The 17,170-nt window shown below is 62.6% G+C and carries 12 protein-coding genes; 3 read left to right on the forward strand and 9 right to left on the reverse strand.

Translation table 11 applies throughout. The features are described from left to right. Window positions 1–189: 189 nt before the first annotated feature. Both B3B04_RS08200 and purN read right to left on the reverse strand, forming a co-directional pair. Window positions 190–2,211: a M13 family metallopeptidase gene (locus B3B04_RS08200; RefSeq protein ID WP_292041785.1), complete on the reverse strand. Its 2,022-nt coding sequence runs from the start codon at window positions 2,209–2,211 to the stop codon at window positions 190–192. A gap of 101 nt (window positions 2,212–2,312) precedes the next feature. After that, on the reverse strand, window positions 2,313–2,906 hold the full coding sequence (gene purN, locus B3B04_RS08205; RefSeq protein ID WP_292041788.1) for a phosphoribosylglycinamide formyltransferase: 594 nt from the start codon (window positions 2,904–2,906) through the stop codon (window positions 2,313–2,315). A gap of 209 nt (window positions 2,907–3,115) precedes the next feature. Here purN and B3B04_RS08210 point away from each other — a divergent pair, with 209 nt between their 5' ends. After that, entirely contained in the window at window positions 3,116–4,687 is a 1,572-nt protein-coding gene (locus B3B04_RS08210; protein WP_292041790.1) for a S10 family peptidase, read from the forward strand. A 59-nt stretch (window positions 4,688–4,746) separates the two neighbouring features. On the opposite strand, the gene purM is transcribed toward B3B04_RS08210, so the two are convergent. Next, window positions 4,747–5,784: a phosphoribosylformylglycinamidine cyclo-ligase gene (gene purM, locus B3B04_RS08215; RefSeq protein ID WP_292041792.1), complete on the reverse strand. Its 1,038-nt coding sequence runs from the start codon at window positions 5,782–5,784 to the stop codon at window positions 4,747–4,749. A gap of 80 nt (window positions 5,785–5,864) precedes the next feature. Between purM and rnd the strand changes: the two genes are divergently transcribed. After that, the gene (gene rnd, locus B3B04_RS08220; protein WP_292041794.1) at window positions 5,865–7,019 is read left to right on the forward strand and encodes a ribonuclease D; all 1,155 of its coding nucleotides are present in this window, start codon (window positions 5,865–5,867) and stop codon (window positions 7,017–7,019) included. 66 nt (window positions 7,020–7,085) lie between these two features. Here the strand turns inward: rnd and B3B04_RS08225 are convergent, their stop codons facing one another. Genes B3B04_RS08225 through B3B04_RS08235 form a run of 3 tightly spaced genes read right to left on the reverse strand, consistent with a single transcriptional unit; the run spans window position 7,086 to window position 11,536 of the window. Then, complete coding sequence (locus B3B04_RS08225) at window positions 7,086–8,570, reverse strand: Ppx/GppA phosphatase family protein (protein WP_292041795.1); 1,485 nt, start codon at window positions 8,568–8,570, stop codon at window positions 7,086–7,088. Between the two features lie 2 nt (window positions 8,571–8,572). Continuing rightward, entirely contained in the window at window positions 8,573–10,798 is a 2,226-nt protein-coding gene (locus B3B04_RS08230; RefSeq protein WP_292041797.1) for an RNA degradosome polyphosphate kinase, read from the reverse strand. A gap of 54 nt (window positions 10,799–10,852) precedes the next feature. Next, entirely contained in the window at window positions 10,853–11,536 is a 684-nt protein-coding gene (locus B3B04_RS08235; RefSeq protein ID WP_292041800.1) for a DnaA ATPase domain-containing protein, read from the reverse strand. A gap of 342 nt (window positions 11,537–11,878) precedes the next feature. Between B3B04_RS08235 and aspS the strand changes: the two genes are divergently transcribed. Next, on the forward strand, window positions 11,879–13,714 hold the full coding sequence (gene aspS, locus B3B04_RS08240) for an aspartate--tRNA ligase (protein WP_292041802.1): 1,836 nt from the start codon (window positions 11,879–11,881) through the stop codon (window positions 13,712–13,714). A 74-nt stretch (window positions 13,715–13,788) separates the two neighbouring features. Here aspS and B3B04_RS08245 read toward each other — a convergent pair whose 3' ends face one another. The 3 genes from B3B04_RS08245 to B3B04_RS08255 form a co-directional block, all read right to left on the reverse strand. Next, window positions 13,789–14,601, reverse strand: coding sequence for a pentapeptide repeat-containing protein (locus B3B04_RS08245; protein ID WP_292041804.1), 813 nt, complete (start codon window positions 14,599–14,601; stop codon window positions 13,789–13,791). A gap of 63 nt (window positions 14,602–14,664) precedes the next feature. After that, window positions 14,665–15,156, reverse strand: coding sequence for a pentapeptide repeat-containing protein (locus B3B04_RS08250; RefSeq protein ID WP_292041807.1), 492 nt, complete (start codon window positions 15,154–15,156; stop codon window positions 14,665–14,667). 59 nt (window positions 15,157–15,215) lie between these two features. Beyond that, window positions 15,216–17,170 (reverse strand): TSCPD domain-containing protein (locus B3B04_RS08255; protein ID WP_292041809.1); only part of this gene is annotated, 1,955 nt, incomplete at its 5' end.

A 17,170-nucleotide genomic window follows, 5' to 3' on the forward strand; every position in this document is an offset into this window, starting at 1 on the left:
GGCCAAGCTTTTCCTCTAGGTCTTTAATCGTCTTTGAGAGTTCTTCGTCGCTCACATCAGGGAAATTATCCCGCTCGTTATGCATTGAACACCTTTTTGTCTCTAATGGTGACAATAAATGGTGGCGAGACTGGCCATTGCAAGCAGGATGTAAAAAAGCCCGCAGACCGAAGTCTGCGGGCCATTCATTTACCAGATACGGACTCGATCTTCCGGTTTCAGGTACTGCTTCTGATCCGGCGTGATGCCAAAGGCCTCGTACCAGGCGTCGATGTTACGCGGTGGGGTGGCGGCGCGGGCCGAACCCGGCGAGTGCGGATCGGTGGCCAGATATTCGCGCAGGGTCTCGTCGCGAATCTTGTCACGCCACACCTGCGCCCAGCCGTAGAAGACGCGCTGATCGCCAGTCACGCCGTCCAGCACCGGAGCGGGCTGACCGTTCAGGCTGCGGTTATAGGCGGCATGCGCCAGCACCAGACCGCCCAGATCGGCGATGTTCTCGCCCATCGTCAGTTCCGGATTGATGGCGATGCCTTCCAGCGGCTGCTGGGCGGCATAGAGGGCACCCAGTTTCTTGGCCTCAGCCTCGAAGCGCGCGGCGTCTTCGGCGGTCCACCAGTCACGCAGCTGACCCTTGGCGTCGGTCTTGCGGCCTTGGTCGTCGAAACCATGCATGATCTCGTGGCCGATGACCGCACCGATACCGCCATAGTTCACTGCCGGATCAGCATTCGGATCGAAGAAGGGCGGTTGCAGGATGGCAGCGGGGAAGACGATCTCGTTGCGCAGCGGATGATAATAGGCGTTCACCGTTTGTGGCGACATGCCCCATTCTTCCAGATCAACCGGCTGGCCGATCTTGGCGCGGGTATAGTCCCAGTCAAAGGCCGCGATGCGCTCCAGATTGCCGTACAGGTCCTCGGCCTTGACCTCGAGACCGTCATAAGAGCGCCATTTGGTCGGATAGCCGATCTTGGGACGGAAGCTTTCCAACTTGGCCAAAGCCTCGGTGCGGGTCGCCGGTGTCATCCATTCCAGATTGGACAGGCGGTCGCGCATTTCTGCGATCAGATTGCCGACCAGCTCTTCCATCTTGGCCTTGGACTCAGCCGGGAAGTGGCGGGCGACGTATTCCTGACCCAGCACTTCGGCCAGCGAGCTGTCGACCAGAGCCACGCCACGGTTCCAGCGCGGACGGTTCTCGGGTTGACCACGCAGGGTCTTGTTGCGGAACTCGAAGCGGGCATCGACGAACTGTTTCGACAGATAGGGGGCGGCACCGTCGGCGATGTTGAACGCCTGCCATGCCTTAAGCGTCTCCAGATCGGTTTCACCAAACACCTTGGCCATGCCGGGCAGGGCGGTGTTTTCCATCATGACGATCTGCTGCACATCGCCGACCTGAGCGGCGTCAAGCATGGCGGTCCAGTCAAAGCCCGGCGCATAGGTGTTCAGGTCTGCTGCGGCGATCGGGTTGTACAGCTTGTCGAACTGGCGACGCTCGGCGATCGGCCAGTGCTGCTCGGCGATTTGGGTCTCGAAGGCCAGAATGTCGGCGGCGGCCTTGGTCGGGTTGTCCCAGCCGATCAGCGTCAGCATGCGCTCGACATAGGCTTGGTAGGCCTCGCGCTGGGCGGCGAAATTGTCGGCGCGGTAGTATTCGCGTTCCGGCAGGCCCAGAGCCCCGATACCGACATACAGCGAGTTCACCGACGAGTTCTTCATGTCCTCCATGACGTCGAGGCCGAAGATGCTGCTGCCGAAGCGGGTCTTGGAGGTCCCCATCAGGCGGGCGATGTCGGCGTGGCTGGCGGCGGCGCGAACCTCCGCCAGATCCTTGGCCATCGGTTGGGCACCCAGTTGTTCCAGCACGGCCTCGTTCATGAAGCTGGCGTACAGGGCACCGACCTTGCGGGCGTTGTCCGTGGTCGGATTGGCGGCCGCCTCTTCGATGATGGCACGCAGCTGGCCCTGGGCATTTTCATAAAGCACGTCGAACGGGCCGTAGCGGGTCTTGTCCGCAGGGATTTCGACGCTTTCCAGATATTTGCCATTGGCGTGGGCGTTGAAGTCGTCGCCCGCGCGGACGCTCGTGTCACGGCCGTCGAGGTCGAAGCCCCAGGGTTGGAAGTGGGCCGATTGCGCATGGGCGGCGCAGGGAGCAGCGATACAGGCCGACAGGGCGACGGCGCACATCAGGTGCTTCTTCATGGGGGAGTCCTTTACTGCCTGCGGCACGGCCTGACGGCCTGACCGCATGAATACGGACAAGTTTTTGCACCACAACGGCCGACGGCAAGCGTTAAATCTTGTTAAGCTTCCGCTTTAGTCACAAATTCCGCGACAACCTGCGGATACAGGGTGTGTTCTGCCGCCTTGACCCTTTCGGCGAGGATATCCGGCGTATCGCCACTCAGAATCGGCACGCGGGCCTGTCCAAGGATTGGACCCTCATCCATGCCCTCGGTGACGATGTGCACGGTACAGCCCGCCTCGGCATCGCCTGCGGCCAGCGCGCGGGCGTGGGTGTCCAGACCCGGATAGAGCGGCAGCAGCGACGGGTGGATGTTCAGCATCCGGCCTTTCCATGCCTGAACCAGCCACGGTGTCAGGATGCGCATATAGCCCGCCAGCACCACCAGCTTCACATCATGCTGGCGCAGTACCTCGTCCACGGCCTGTTCGTGGGACTGACGGTCCTTGCCATAAGGGCGGTGGGGCAGGGCGACGGCCTCGACGCCAAGTTCGCGGGCCTTCTCCAGACCGGCGGCCCCTTCGATGTTCGAAAGCACCAGCACCACTTCATACGGGCAATCTGCCTGCTGTCCGGCCTTGACCAGCGACACCATATTGGTGCCCGAGCCGGAAATCAGTACGGCAATGCGCGTCTTGGAGGCGGTGGTCATCGGAACTCGGCGAAAGACGGGTGTTCGGCGGACCCATGAAGCGCGCCGCCCGCAAACGCAAGAGGGGCGAGCCTGATGCGAAAGGTTTTTGCCGATCCCGGTTCAACCGTCATCTGAATCTGCCGAAACATTTCACCGAACTTTGGTGGTTGCGGTGAAGCTTTGACCGTGATTACGCTCCCGCCCAGTTGATTTCGAGGGGGAGTACCATGCGTCAACTGATCGTGGCCGCTGTTGCGGCAACCCTGCTGGCTGCGCCTTTCACGGCTCAGGCACAGGAAGGGGGCCGCTCTGCGGCCGAGCGCAACCGCAATGCGGTGGCCGAAGACATTGAAAAGAACTGGGCCCGTGCCAGCGCCGAAGAGCGCGAGGTGACAACCAGCCATTCCATCACCGCCCACGGCAAGCGTCTGAACTATAAGGCGACGGCGGGCACGCTGACGGTGCGCAACGACGGCGGCATGCCGACGGCCAGCCTGTTCTATGTGGCCTATACGCTGGACGGCCAGCCGCTGGGCTCGCGTCCGATCACCTATATGTTCAACGGTGGTCCGGGCTCTCCGTCCATCTGGCTGCACATGGGGGCCTTCGGTCCGGTGCGCGTGCTGACCGACGATCCGGTGGTCGAGCGTCCGGCCCCGTTCCGGATGGGTCCGAACGACATGACCCTGCTGGACAAGACCGATCTGGTCTTCATCGACATGGTGGGGGCCGGCTATTCGCGTCCGCTGGGTGACACGCCGGGTTCGGCGCACTGGGGTGTCGATCAGGACGTGGACACCTTTGCCCGCGCCATCTTGCGCTACACCACCAAGTTCAACCGCTGGTCCAGCCCGAAATTCATTCTGGGTGAAAGCTATGGCACGTTGCGCGCAGGCGCGCTGTCCTATCAGCTGGAAAACCGTGGCATGTCGCTGAACGGCGTGATCCTCCTGTCGTCGATCATGAACTATGGCGTACGTCAGGCCGGTTATCCGCAGAACTTCGTCACCCTGCTGCCGACCTATGCGGCCACGGCGTGGTACCACAATGCCGTGAACCGCGAGGGCGTCACGCTAGAACAGCACGTCGAGCGTGCCCGCCAGTTCGCGATTGGCCCGTACTATTCAGCCCTGAACAAGGGCCATCTGATCTCGGATCAGGAGCGCGCGGCTGTGGCCCGCGAGATGAGCCAACTGGTCGGTCTGTCGCCGGAGTTCATTGAACAGGCCAACCTGCGTGTCGAACTCAGCCCGTTCCGCAAGGAACTGCTGCGTGACCGTCGCCAGACCGTGGGCCGTCTGGATAGCCGCTACACCGGCCTCGACTACAGCCATGTGACAGGCTCGCCGGAAGAAGATCCGTCGTCCAGCGCCATCACCGGCCACTATTTCGGTGTGTTCCGCGACTATATCGCCAGCACGCTCAAGTATGAGACCGATCTGGACTATCGCCAGTCAGCGCGCGGCCTGCCGGGCTTTAACTGGGACTGGTCGCACCGTTCGCCGCTGGGCGGGGTTCAGACCACGCCGAATACAGCTGTCGATCTGGCCGCTGTGATCCGTCGCAATCCGCACGTGAAGGTCTTGGCGCTGAACGGCTATTACGATGCCGCTACGCCGTTCTTCTCGACGGAATACGACCTCGCCCAGATGATGCTGGAGCCGCACCTGCGGAACAACGTCCAGTTCACCTACTATGAAGCCGGCCACATGATGTACACCAGCCGCGAGCCGCTGGAGAAACTGTACCGCGACATGGCGGCCTATTACGACGAGACCTCTAACGGCGGACTGCGCTGATAGAAAAGGCCCCGCAGAGCGATCTGCGGGGCCTGTTTCTTTAGCGGGACAGAGAAACCTTAGGCTTCGACCAGCTGGCCGCAGATGAAGGCTTCTTCGCCAGCGTTCAGCAGGGCGGCCAAGATCGGCTCGGCGTTCTCCGGCGAGGCGATCAGAATGAAGCCCACGCCGCAGTTGAACGTACGGTGCATTTCGTGGGTTTCGATCTCGCCCGCTTCTTGCAGCCATTGGAACACCGGCGGCAGTTCCCATGCGTTCCAGTCGAACTCGGCCTTCAGGCCCTCGACGATGCAGCGCGGCGGGTTTTCGATCAGGCCACCGCCCGTGATGTGGGCACCGGCCTTGACCAGACCGGCCTTCATCAGCGGCAGGACCGACTTCACATAGATGCGGGTCGGCTCCATTAGGGCCTCGGCCAGCGTCTTGCCTTCAGCGAACGGCGCAGCACCGTCCCAGCCCAGACCCGACTTCTCGACCACCTTGCGCACCAGCGAATAGCCGTTCGAGTGCGGACCCGACGAGCCGATGCCGATGATGACGTCACCGGCCTTTTGCTGGTCCAGATAGGGCAGAACCTGACCGCGCTCGACCGCACCGATCGAGAAACCGGCGAGGTCATAGTCCGAACCTTCGTACATGCCCGGCATTTCGGCGGTCTCGCCGCCCACCAGTGCCGAACCCGACTGACGGCAGCCCTCGGCGATACCGGCGACGACGCGCTTGGCGGCGTCCACGTCCAGCTTGCCGGTGGCATAGTAGTCGAGGAACATTAGCGGCTCAGCGCCTTGGGCCAGCAGGTCGTTGACGCACATGGCGACCAGATCGATGCCGACGCCGTCATGCATGCCGGTTTCGATGGCAATCTTCAACTTGGTGCCGACGCCGTCGGTGGTCGAAACGATCAGCGGATCGTTGAAACCGGCGGCCTTAAGGTCGAACAGGGCACCAAAGCCGCCCAGCGAAGCCTCTGCACCGGGGCGGCGCGTGGACTTGGCCAGCGGTTTGATGGCGTCGACCAGACGCTCACCTGCGTCGATATCTACGCCCGCAGAGGCATAGGTCAGGCCGGTTTTGGGGGCTTCGGAGGTGTCGCTCATCGGTCACGGCTCAAAAACAGGGACAAAAAAGTGATGAGGCCTCTTGCCACATCGCTGTCGTGCGGGGCTATAGCACCAGAATGACGCCAATCACCACCAATGACGCACTGATTGCTTTTTGCGATCGCTTGGCCAAGGCCCCGTTTATTACCGTAGACACGGAATTTATGCGGGAAACGACCTATTGGCCCAAGCTGTGCCTGATTCAGGCCGCTGCGTCCCCGACCGATGCCGCGATCATCGACCCTCTGGCCGAGGGTCTCGATCTGGAGCCTTTCCTGGCGATCCTGCGCGACGAATCGATTCTCAAGGTTTTCCACGCCGCCCGTCAGGACGTCGAGATCTTCAACCGTCTGGGCGCGATGCCCCGTCCGCTGTTCGACACGCAGGTGGCGGCCATGGCCGCGGGTTTTGGCGATCAGGTCTCCTATGAGGCTCTGGTGCGCCAGATGCTGCGTCAGGAACTGGACAAGGGCAGCCGTTTCACCGACTGGGCACGCCGCCCGCTGTCGGATGCCCAGCTGACCTATGCTCTGGGCGACGTGACCCACCTTGCGGCCCTGTACCCCAAGCTGCGTGACCGCCTGAACAAGGAAGGTCGTCTGGATTGGGTGATGGGCGAGATGGACGCCCTGACCGATCCGGCGCTGTATGACACTACGCCTGAAAACGCGTGGAAGCGTCTGAAGCCCAAGAAGTTCAACGCCAAATATCTGGCGGCCTTTGTGGCGACTGCCGTGTGGCGTGAACGTGCGGCACAGGAACGTGACCAACCGCGCGGCCGCATCCTGAAGGACGAGGGCATCGACGAGATCGCCGTCCAGCAGCCGACCGATCCGGATGCCTTCAACCGTCTGCGTTCGGTACCCAAGGGCTTTGGTGCCTCGCGTATGGGTCTGGAACTGGCCGCCGAGCTGAAGCGCGTACTGGCTGATCCGGAAGCCCACGCACCGAAGCTGGAGCGCCCGAGCGCAAACCAGCCGGCGCCGCCGTCGGTGGTGGAACTGCTGAAGGTGCTGCTGAAGGCCAAGAGCGACAACGAGGGCGTGGCCTCCAAGCTGATCGCCACCGTGTCGGACCTTGAGAAAATCGCGCTGTCGGATGATGCCGACGTCGAGGCCATGAAGGGCTGGCGCCGCAAAATGTTCGGTGACGACGCGATCAAGCTGAAGCGCGGCGAAATCGCCCTGGTGCTGAATGGCCCGCGCGTGGAGATCGTAGAAATCGAAGACTGATCGGTTTCAGGGCGTACAAAAAAGGGACCGGAGCTGAAGTGGCTCCGGTCCCTTTTTGTTGGCGGGTTAGAACTCGACCAGTTCCAGATCCATAGAATCGGCCAGAGCCTTGGCGCGGCGTTTGGTCTGGCTGCCCAGCAGCATGGAGCCATAGCCCTTCACGGCGGTGACGCGCATCTGCGACTTGCTGATGGAAATGGCGGCATTGGCCAAAAGTTGGGGCGAGCGACCGGACAGGTCGCAGGCCAACCTCATGGCCAGTCCCAATGCGCGGGCGCGTTTCTGGCCAACCGGCGACAGCAGGCGCTGGATGGTGTCGGGGGCGGGGGTTTCGATCGAGCCGCCATATCGGGCGTTCATAGCGACGGCGAGGAAGGCGCGTTCAGAGTGGGTCTGGCCCGCAATAGGGGCCCACAGCACCTGATCGAACACCAGTTCGGGCCGGTGGTCAGGGTGCAGGCGCGCGCCGATATCGGCCAGACGGCAGACCGAAGACGTCAGCAGGGCATCACGCTCTTCACCGAACACTTCGGGCAGGGCCGATGCGATGGGTTGCAGCCAGCCGTCCAGAGCGCGCGGCAGGGCTGGATCAACGCCCTGACGCCCACCCCATGCGGAGCAACCGGCCAGCAGTGGATCAATGGTGCGGACCTTGGCATCCAGCTGGTTATGTAGCAGGCCTTCGCGCACGCCCCATGCCGAGAAGTGCACGGTTTCAATGCCCAAACGGTCGATCAGGCCCGTCAGGTTGAGGGCTGCATACGGCAAGGTCTCGGCACGGCGCTTGGACACGCCAGGCAGTTTTTCCAGCGCTTGACGCGATTGGGAGGCGACCCATTCGGCCAGATCGCGGGCTTCATCAGCGGTGATCGCATATTGGTGCACGATGCGCAGAGGGTGGTCTATCCGCTCCATATGCATCTGCGCCAGCGTACGCCATGCGCCGCCGACAGCGTTGAAAACAGGCGTGCGATAGCTGTCCGGCACGTCGGCCAATACCCTGGCGATGCGAGACTGGACGCGCTTGGCGTCAAATGCCTTGCCACCGGAAAGCACGAAGGGCCCTAGCGGCAGGGTGATACCGGGCCCGGACGCCCCCAGACGGTTCAGCTCCAGACTGGCTCCGCCCAGATCGCCAACAACACCACTGGACCGGGGCGCGCCGGACAGCACGCCCATGGCGGCATAGCGGGCTTCTTCCTCTCCGCTCAGCACGCGGATGGTCAGGCCGGTCTCTTCCTGCACGCGGCGACAGAACTCCGGTCCATCCGAGGCTTCGCGCACTGCGGCGGTCGCTGCGGTCAGCACCTGATCGGGCTGGACACCGTCGATGACGGCGGCAAAGCGGCGCAGCGCCACCATAGCCATGTCCACGCCCGGCTCGTACAGCTTGCCGGTGACTGCAATGTCGCGCCCCAGACCGGCCAGAACCTTTTCGTTGAACATGGTCCAAACCGCACGGCCTTCCAGCCGGTACAGCACCAGACGAACCGAGTTGGAGCCAATGTCGATGACAGCGATCTGACGCGAAGGGTACTCGATCTCCGGCATGACTATGCCTTGGAGCCGCGCGAGCCGCCGTAGGACAGGGTGGCAGGCAGGGTCTTCACCTTGCGGCCACGGCCGGAGAGGCTGGGATTGGTCATGAAGTATTTATGCGCCGAGAAGGGTCGTTCCGTCGATGATGCCGGAACGCGGCTGTAACTGCCATCCGAATTCAGGGTCCACGACTGCACATCGTCCTTCAGATTGGCGACCATGATCTGGTCCAGAACCTGATCGTGAACCGTCGGGTTGTGGATCGGGGTCAAAAGCTCGACGCGGCGTTCCAGATTGCGCGGCATCCAGTCCGCCGAGGAAATGAACAGCTTGGCCTTGTTGCTGGGCAGGTCGTGGCCGTTAGCAAAGGCCACGATACGGCTGTGCTCCAGAAAGCGCCCGACGATGGATTTGACGCGGATATTTTCCGACAGCCCCTTTACGCCCGGACGCAGGCAGCAGATGCCGCGCACCACCAGTTCGATACGCACGCCCCACTGGCTGGCGCGGTACATGGCGTCGATAATCTCGGGATCGACGACCGAGTTCATCTTGGCCCAGATGGCGGCGGGTTTGCCCATGGCGGCGGCCGACATCTCCTTGCCGATAAGCTCTAGCAGGGTGGCCTTCATATTTAGCGGCGAGACGACCAGACCTTCCAGCTCATCGGGCGCGGCATAGCCGGTGATGTAGTTGAACACCCGCGTCGCATCGCGGCCCAGCGCCGGATCACACGTGAACAGGCTAAGGTCGGTATAAATCTTGGCGGTGACGGGGTGATAGTTGCCGGTGCCAAAGTGGCAGTATGTGCGCAGGGCTTCGCCCTCGCGGCGTACCACCACACTCAGCTTGGCGTGGGTTTTGTATTCGACGAAGCCGAACACCACATGCACGCCCGCACGTTCCATCTGGCGGGCCCAGCGCAGGTTGGCTTCCTCGTCGAAACGCGCCTTCAGCTCGATCAGGGCGGTGACGTTCTTGCCGCTTTCGGCGGCCTCGATCAGGGCCGCGACAATTGGGCTGTCTTTGGACGTGCGGTACAGGGTCTGTTTGATGGCGATGACGTTCGGGTCACGCGCCGCCTGACGCAGGAACTGCACCACCACATCGAAACTCTCGAACGGGTGGTGGATCAGCATGTCCTTTTCACGGATGGCTGCAAAGACATCGCCGCCGTTGTCGCGCACCCGTTCGGGATAGCGCGGCTCATAGCCTTTGAACTTGAGTTCCGGATGGCCGGCGGGGATCAGCTCCGACAGCTGGGCCAAGCCCAGCATGCCATCGACGATGACCACATCCTGCGGCTGTGCGTTCAGCTCGCCAACGATAAATTCTCGAAGATCATCAGGCATTTCCGCCTGAATCTTGATGCGGACGACAGAGCCCATGCGGCGCTGTTTCAACGCCTCCTCGAACTCCATGACCAGATCTTCGGCCTCTTCCTCGATTTCGATATCGGAGTCGCGGATCAGACGGAACAGGCCGCGCTCCAGCACTTCGCAGCCGGGGAAGAGGTGATCGATGAAAGTCAGCAGCAGGCCTTCCAGCGGCACATAGCGCGTCTTGCCCGGCGTAGAGCGGCCGTCGGTCGGCAAGGCCCAGAAGCGGCGCACCTGCGTCGGCACAGGCACCAGCGCATACAGCACGCGGTTGTCGCTGTTCCGGCGCAGTTTCAGCGCCAGCGAAAAGCCGAGGTTGGGCAGGAAGGGGAAGGGGTGGGCCGGATCAATGGCCATCGGCGTCAGAACCGCAAACAGGCGGTTCAGGAACTCAGGTTCCAGCCGTTCGCGCTCGGTCTTGGTGATCTTGTTGGCATCAACGATCTCGATGCCTGACTGGGCCATCAGACGGCGCAGCACACGCCACTGGCGCTGTTGTTCGGCCATCAGGCTGCCCGCGGCGGCATTGACCTTTTCCAACTGTTCGGCAGGGGTCAGACCATCAGGCGATACCACCCGAACATGTTCGCGCACCTGACCTTTCAGGCCCGCCACGCGCGTCATGAAGAATTCGTCGAGGTTATTGGCCGAGATCGACAGAAAACGTACCCGCTCCAACAGAGGGTGTGCCTCGTTGGCGGCTTCTTCCAGCACGCGACCGTTAAACGCCAGCCACGACAGCTCGCGATTGATGAACCGTTCGGGCGAGGCCAACAGGCCTTCGTCCAGCTCCAATTGCGGGGCGCGCGACGAGGGAACAACGTCGCCAGCCTTGGTCGTGGTGGGGGTAAAGTCGGTCATGACCGATTAGTCGCGCGCGAGTGTGACGTCTGCAAGCGCGTTTCGCCTGAAAAATCAGGAAAGTCCTGCGGTAAAATCGCCCTCTAGGACCTGACGCGCCAAAACGCGCGTGACTGGGCGGTGGTACATGTCCAGACGGTCGACAATCATCTCGGCGGACTGGGCCGAGCGGTCGATGCGGCGCACCAGATAGTCGATCACACCTTCGCCCGGCACGATGTTGCGGGCGGCAAAGGCGCGTCGCAGCATGGCGGCCAAAATCACATCGTCCGGCACCTCGACGGCAATGGTGCGGATGGCGTTCAGGCGTGACTTGAGGTCCGGCAGACGGGTCATCCACGCCGATGGCGGATCACGCGACACCATCAAAAGGGCACCGCCGCCTGATTGGGTCAGATTGATCAGGTGGAACAGGGCTTCGTCGTCCGCGCCCTCGGCCTCTTCCAGAAGGATGCAGCGGCCCTCCAGTTCCAGAGGGTCACACCAGCCAGCCTCTTCGCCGTGCAGGGCAATGGCACCGACGCGCTCTACCCATGCGGCGGCCATGTGCGATTTGCCGCAACCGGCAGGGCCGTGCAGCGCCATGATGGAGCCGGGTTCTGAGGGCCAGTCCTCTAAAGCCTGGGCCGCCAGGGCATTCGATTCTGAAACCGTCAGATCGGCAGCACGGCGCGACGTCTCCTGCTTGAGCGGGAGGCGAAGCTGCATCTGGGCCAAATGAGCGCGATCTGCGGACATGACGAATCCATACCAAGGTGTGACGGTATCGTCGCGGGGTGCCTGCTGTTGGGATCGTGGACGGAAGCGCGCCCCTTGTGGATCAAACTGTCTGCTGTGGGGCGTTCTGGAGACCTCCTGTGGGAAAAAACACCACCCCTGTGGTCGAACGGGGAAGAACTGGCGTCACCGTGTTGGGCGAGGGGCGGTGGCGGAATCGTTACGCGGCAGCCATACGCCTAAAGACAGGGGCGGGTAGGGGGCGTAAAAGCGCGTTCGAAACTTGACTTTCGGGGGCATTAATGCGCCCTACGCCCTTCAATTTCCGCCGCGCGCGCGGCCCATTCTGTCTGATCGATTCCTATGCACGCCTACCGCTCCCATACCTGCGGCGCGCTCCGCGCCTCTGATGCCGGCTCTGCCGTCCGCCTGTCGGGCTGGGTCCACCGCAAGCGCGACCACGGCGGTCTGCTGTTTATCGACCTGCGCGACCACTATGGCCTGACGCAGCTGGTGCTGCACCCGGAGACCCCGGGCTTTGAAGCTGTCGAACGCCTGCGCGCCGAAAGCGTCATCAAGATCGACGGTGAAGTCGTTCTGCGTGAAGAAGGTACGGTCAACGCCAACCTGCCGACCGGTGAGATCGAAGTTCGCGTCAAGGGCGTCGAAATCCTGTCGGAAGCGGCCGAGCTGCCGCTGCCGGTCTTTGGCGAGCCGGAGTATCCGGAAGAAATCCGCCTGAAGAACCGCTTCCTCGACCTGCGTCGCGAGACCCTGCACAAGAATATCGTGCTGCGCTCCAAGGTGATCCACTCGATCCGCCAGCGCATGGTCAACCAGGGCTTCCTCGAGTACCAGACCCCGATCCTGACGGCCTCGTCGCCGGAAGGCGCACGCGACTTCCTCGTGCCGTCGCGTATGCACCCGGGCAAGTTCTACGCCCTGCCGCAGGCTCCGCAGCAGTTCAAACAGCTGCTGATGGTTTCGGGCTTCGACCGCTACTTCCAGATCGCGCCGTGCTTCCGCGACGAGGACCTGCGCGCTGACCGTTCGCTGGAATTCTATCAGCTCGACGTGGAAATGAGCTTCGTCACGCAGGACGACGTCTTCCAAGCCATCGAACCGCTGATGCACGGCCTGTTCGAGGAGTTCGGCGAGGGCAAGCCGGTCTCGCCGATCGACCAGACCCACAGCTTCACCAACGACTTCGGCCAGACCATCGAGCACAAGGGCTTCGAGCGTCTGACCTACGAACAGTCGATGAAGTGGTACGGCTCGGACAAGCCGGACCTGCGTAACCCGATCAAGATGCAGGACGTTTCGGAACACTTCCGTGACGGCGGCTTCGGTCTGTTCGCCAAGATCCTTGGCGCTGACGCCAAGAATGCCGTCTGGGCCATTCCGGCCCCGACCGGTGGTTCGCGCGCCTTCTGCGACCGTATGAACTCGTGGGCGCAGGGCGAAGGTCAGCCGGGCCTCGGCTACATCTTCTGGTCGGACGACCAGCAAGCATGGGGCGGTCCGATCGCCAAGAACCTCGGCCAAGAGCCGACCGAAGCCCTGATGGCTTCGTTGGGTCTCGGCAAGGGCGACGCCGCCTTCTTCACCGCCGGTGATCCGGCTGTGTTTGCCAAGTTCGCCGGTCTGGCCCGCACCCGCGTCGGCACCGAACTGAAGCTGGTTGACGAAAACCAGTTCAAATTCTGCTGGATTGTCGACTTCCCGATGTTCGAGTGGAACGAGGACGAAAAGCGCGTCGACTTCTCGCACAACCCGTTCTCGATGCCGCAAGGTGGCCTTGAGGCGCTCGAGAACCAAGACCCGCTCACCATCCGTGCCTACCAGTACGACATCGTCTGCAACGGCTATGAACTGTGCTCGGGCGCGATCCGTAACCACAAGGCCGAGATCATGCTCAAGGCCTTCGAGATCGCTGGTTACGATGCCTCGGTCGTCGAAGAGCAGTTCGGTGGCATGCTGACCGCCTTCCGTTACGGCGCACCGCCGCACGGGGGTCTGGCTCCGGGCATCGACCGTATCGTGATGCTGCTGGCCAATCAGACGGCTATCCGTGAAGTCATCGCCTTCCCGCTGAACCAGCAGGGCCAAGACCTGCTGATGAACGCTCCGGCCGAGGTCGAGGAGCGTCAGCTGAAGGAACTGTCGATCCGCACGCAACTGCCGCTGAAGTCGGTCTAAGCGTCGGGTGACCGATAAGTGAAAAGGGCGGCCTGCAAGGGCCGCCCTTTTTTGTGCCGAAGGGGAGTGGCAGTTTATTCGCGACCGCGGCAGACCCGCACTGTCAGGTTAGACGGCAAGCGCGTGGAGGCATTCCCGCACGCTTGGTCGATCATGTCCTGCGTCAGTCCGCGGACGACCCGCATATCCGCACCGCGAATATCGGTGCGATGCATTGAGGCCCCCGCCATGTTCGCCAGCCGCAGATCGGCATCGGCCAAACGCGCCGCTGTCAGGTTTGCGCCGGAAAGGTTGGCTCCGCGCAAATCCGCCTCGGACAGATTAGCCCCCATGAGCTCGGCCTGACGAAAGTCGGCGGCGCGACCATCAGCGTTTTGCATGCTGAGACCGAAGGTCTTGGCATTCGAAAAATTGCTTGATCGCAAATCGGCTTCACGGAAAACCGAGCCGACCAGTTCTGCTCCCGTCAGATCGGCATTGCGCATATCTGAATCTGCAAAATTGGAACCGGTGGCGACGATCCCGGCGAGGTTGGCCCGACGGAAGGTGGCGCTGTCGAAGTTTGAGCCCAGCATGGTGGCCCCGCGCAGGTCGGCTTCGTCAAACTGCGCCTCTTGAAAGCGGGAACGCATCATCACAGCAGCGCGCAGATTGGCACCGATCAGTGTCGCGTTCTGGAAGCTGGCTCCGCTAAAGCTGGCACCGCTGAGGTCACGACCGGACAACTCACAACGCGTACAACTGCCGCCCAGAGACACAGCCCGCGCCACATCGCGATCCTGTACCGTCAGTGTTACGGCCTGAGCGGAACTCGCTACGGCGCAAACCCCCGCCGCGATTGCGGCAGCGGAAGTCAAAAAGCGCAGGGGATTGCGAGCTTTGTTCATAGGCTAGGGAATTACACTCTTGGCCGTAAAACCCCACTTAATTCGCCGTAACAGTTTGGGTGCCTAACAGGTCGCAATGTGCAGACCTGATGGCAGAACTGTGCTCTCGTCACCGCAGGCGTCGTTCAACTGTGACTGGGTCAGGCCGCGCGCGCCCGACAGGTTCGAGCCCGACAGATTGGTCCCGTCGAGCCGGGCTCCGGCCAAGTTTGCGCCCTGCATATAGACCCCGACAAAGCTGGCCTGCCCAAGGTTGGCACCGCGCAAATCGGCGCGGGACATGACCGAGCCATAGGCGGTGACATCGCGCAAATCTGCGCCATTCAGACGCGCGCCGTTCAGCACACTGAGCGACAGATTGGCCTGACGCAGGCGCGCACCGGACAGATTGATCCCGCTACGCTCCAGTCCGGTGAAATCGCCCTGAAACAGATTGCATTCGGGGCAGGACTGGCCGCGTTTAACCGCGCTGATCTGGCCTTGGTTCTGCGCATGGGCGCTCGAGGACAGGCCCGCCAACAGGCCGACAGCAAGCAGTAACGGTCGTATCTTCATGGCACAGCCTTCCTGATTTCCTCAGGAAACAGGCAAGCGCCGTGCCGCCCTTGGCGAGCCTAGCCCTGCATTTGCGGAGCGACGCCGCAGGTATCGCACACCCAGTCACCGCCGCGGTTTTGCAGTGCGAAGTCGCCGCATGACGGACAGGCCGTCATATGGGTCGGCGTGGTTGCCTCGGTTCGCTCCGGCTTTTTGCCGAAAGGGACGACGACCAGATTGTCCGGCGTGGCCCCGCGCGCAAAGCCGCGCGAGATGAACTTTGCGGCGGGCACAGTTTCCGGCGCGTCGTGGCTGTCCAGCCCGTCGCCCCCTTCGCTGGGCGCATTGGCCAGTTCCGACCGGCCCAGATAGGACACACCCAGTTCGCGGAAGATGTAGTCGAGTATGGACGTCGCCGAGCGGATGGAATCGTTACCCGTCACCCGACCGGCAGGCTCGAAACGGGTGAAGACGAAGGCGTCGACGAACTCGTCTAGCGGCACGCCGTATTGCAGGCCGATGCTGATGGCGATGGCGAAATTGTTCATCAGACTGCGGAAGGCGGCACCTTCCTTGTGCATGTCGATAAAGATTTCGCCCAGTTCGCCGTCTTCGTATTCCCCAGTATGGATATAGACCTTATGACCGCCCACGGCGGCCTTCTGGATATAGCCCTTGCGGCGATCCGGCAGTTTGCGGCGGGTGCGGTCACGCTCGACCACGCGCTCGACCACCTTGGTTTCCGGTTCGGCGGCGCGCGGCGCAGGCGCGACGGCGGGCTGTTCGGCCACATCGTCAAAGGCGGGCAGCGCGTGGGCCGGAGGCTCGGCGCGGGTCAGGGACACAGCGCGCACACCGTCGCGGGCCGCATCCGACAGGGCGCGGGCGGCGTCCAGCACACTGGCATGCCAAGGCAGGGCTAGGGTAACGGTGGCGGGCGTGTCGCTATAGCCATCAAGGACGGCCAGCAATTGCTGTTCCAGCGTATGCGGCTCGATCCCCAGCCAAGCGGCCAGAATGTCCGGCACGCTGTCCAGATCACGCAGATCGTCGTGGCCGAAGACCAGACGCTCAACCTCTGTCACGGCCTCGGCATCAAAGCCCAGACGCGGCAGTAGCGGTTCGTCCTCGGTCAGTTCGATATCCAGTACGTCGCTGATGAAACCGGCATCCAGAACCGGCGTACGGAACGCCTGATCCAGTGAGGTGACCACAGGTAGGGCGCGCTCGATGCCTTCCAGCTCCAGCTCGGTAAAGCCCAGATCGCGCAGGCTGTTATGGCTGATAGGGCCGTCGAGGGGCAGGGCGCGATAGCCTAGAATGTGGCGCTCGGCGGTATCCAGATCGACGCCATGTCGGGCCAGAGCATGGGCCACCGCAGGGCGCAGGCGCGGCTCAGTCTCGCCGTCGGCGGTCTCGAACAGGTCTCGTAAAGCAAACGGGCCATGACCGAGGCGCAGCGCCGCTTCGCCCTGTGGCAGGAACAGGCGCAAGCCCGCGTGATACAGCTCGCCGTCTTCGTGTCCGCCCAGACGCTTGGCCAAGGCGCGCGACGCCTTCAGCACCGCTTGGCGAACCGTGGCCGCCATCGGCGCGACCGCGTCTAGAGGCGTGACACCCTGACGAAGTCCCATGTCGGCCAATCCGCATAGGCCGATGGACAGTCGCGGTTTGGTCGCATCCAGCACCGGCGTCAGGCGCGCCCACGCTTCAACCAAATGGGACAGGGCGGATTCAGTTTGATCGCCTGCCAGCAGATAAAGCCGCTCGATATCGATCAGGATGCGGCATTCGTCGATCTGCTGATGGAGAGCCAGAGCGTCTGCATGGTCGAAACTGAGGACGGCGTCGCCCTCCAGTGCAGCCTCGGCGACCAACAGGGCCTCGGCACCGCCGGCGGCCAGCATGTCGCGGTCCGCCTTGATGACCACGGCGGGGCGAGCGGGCTCGAGGCTGGTGCTGCCCGCTTCGCCGCGAATGGCGCGCAAGATATCGGCATCAGTCGCCCCGCAGCGGCGGGCCAGCAGGGATG

The sequence above is a fragment of the Brevundimonas sp. UBA5713 genome (assembly GCF_002419815.1).
Classification (GTDB): domain Bacteria; phylum Pseudomonadota; class Alphaproteobacteria; order Caulobacterales; family Caulobacteraceae; genus Brevundimonas.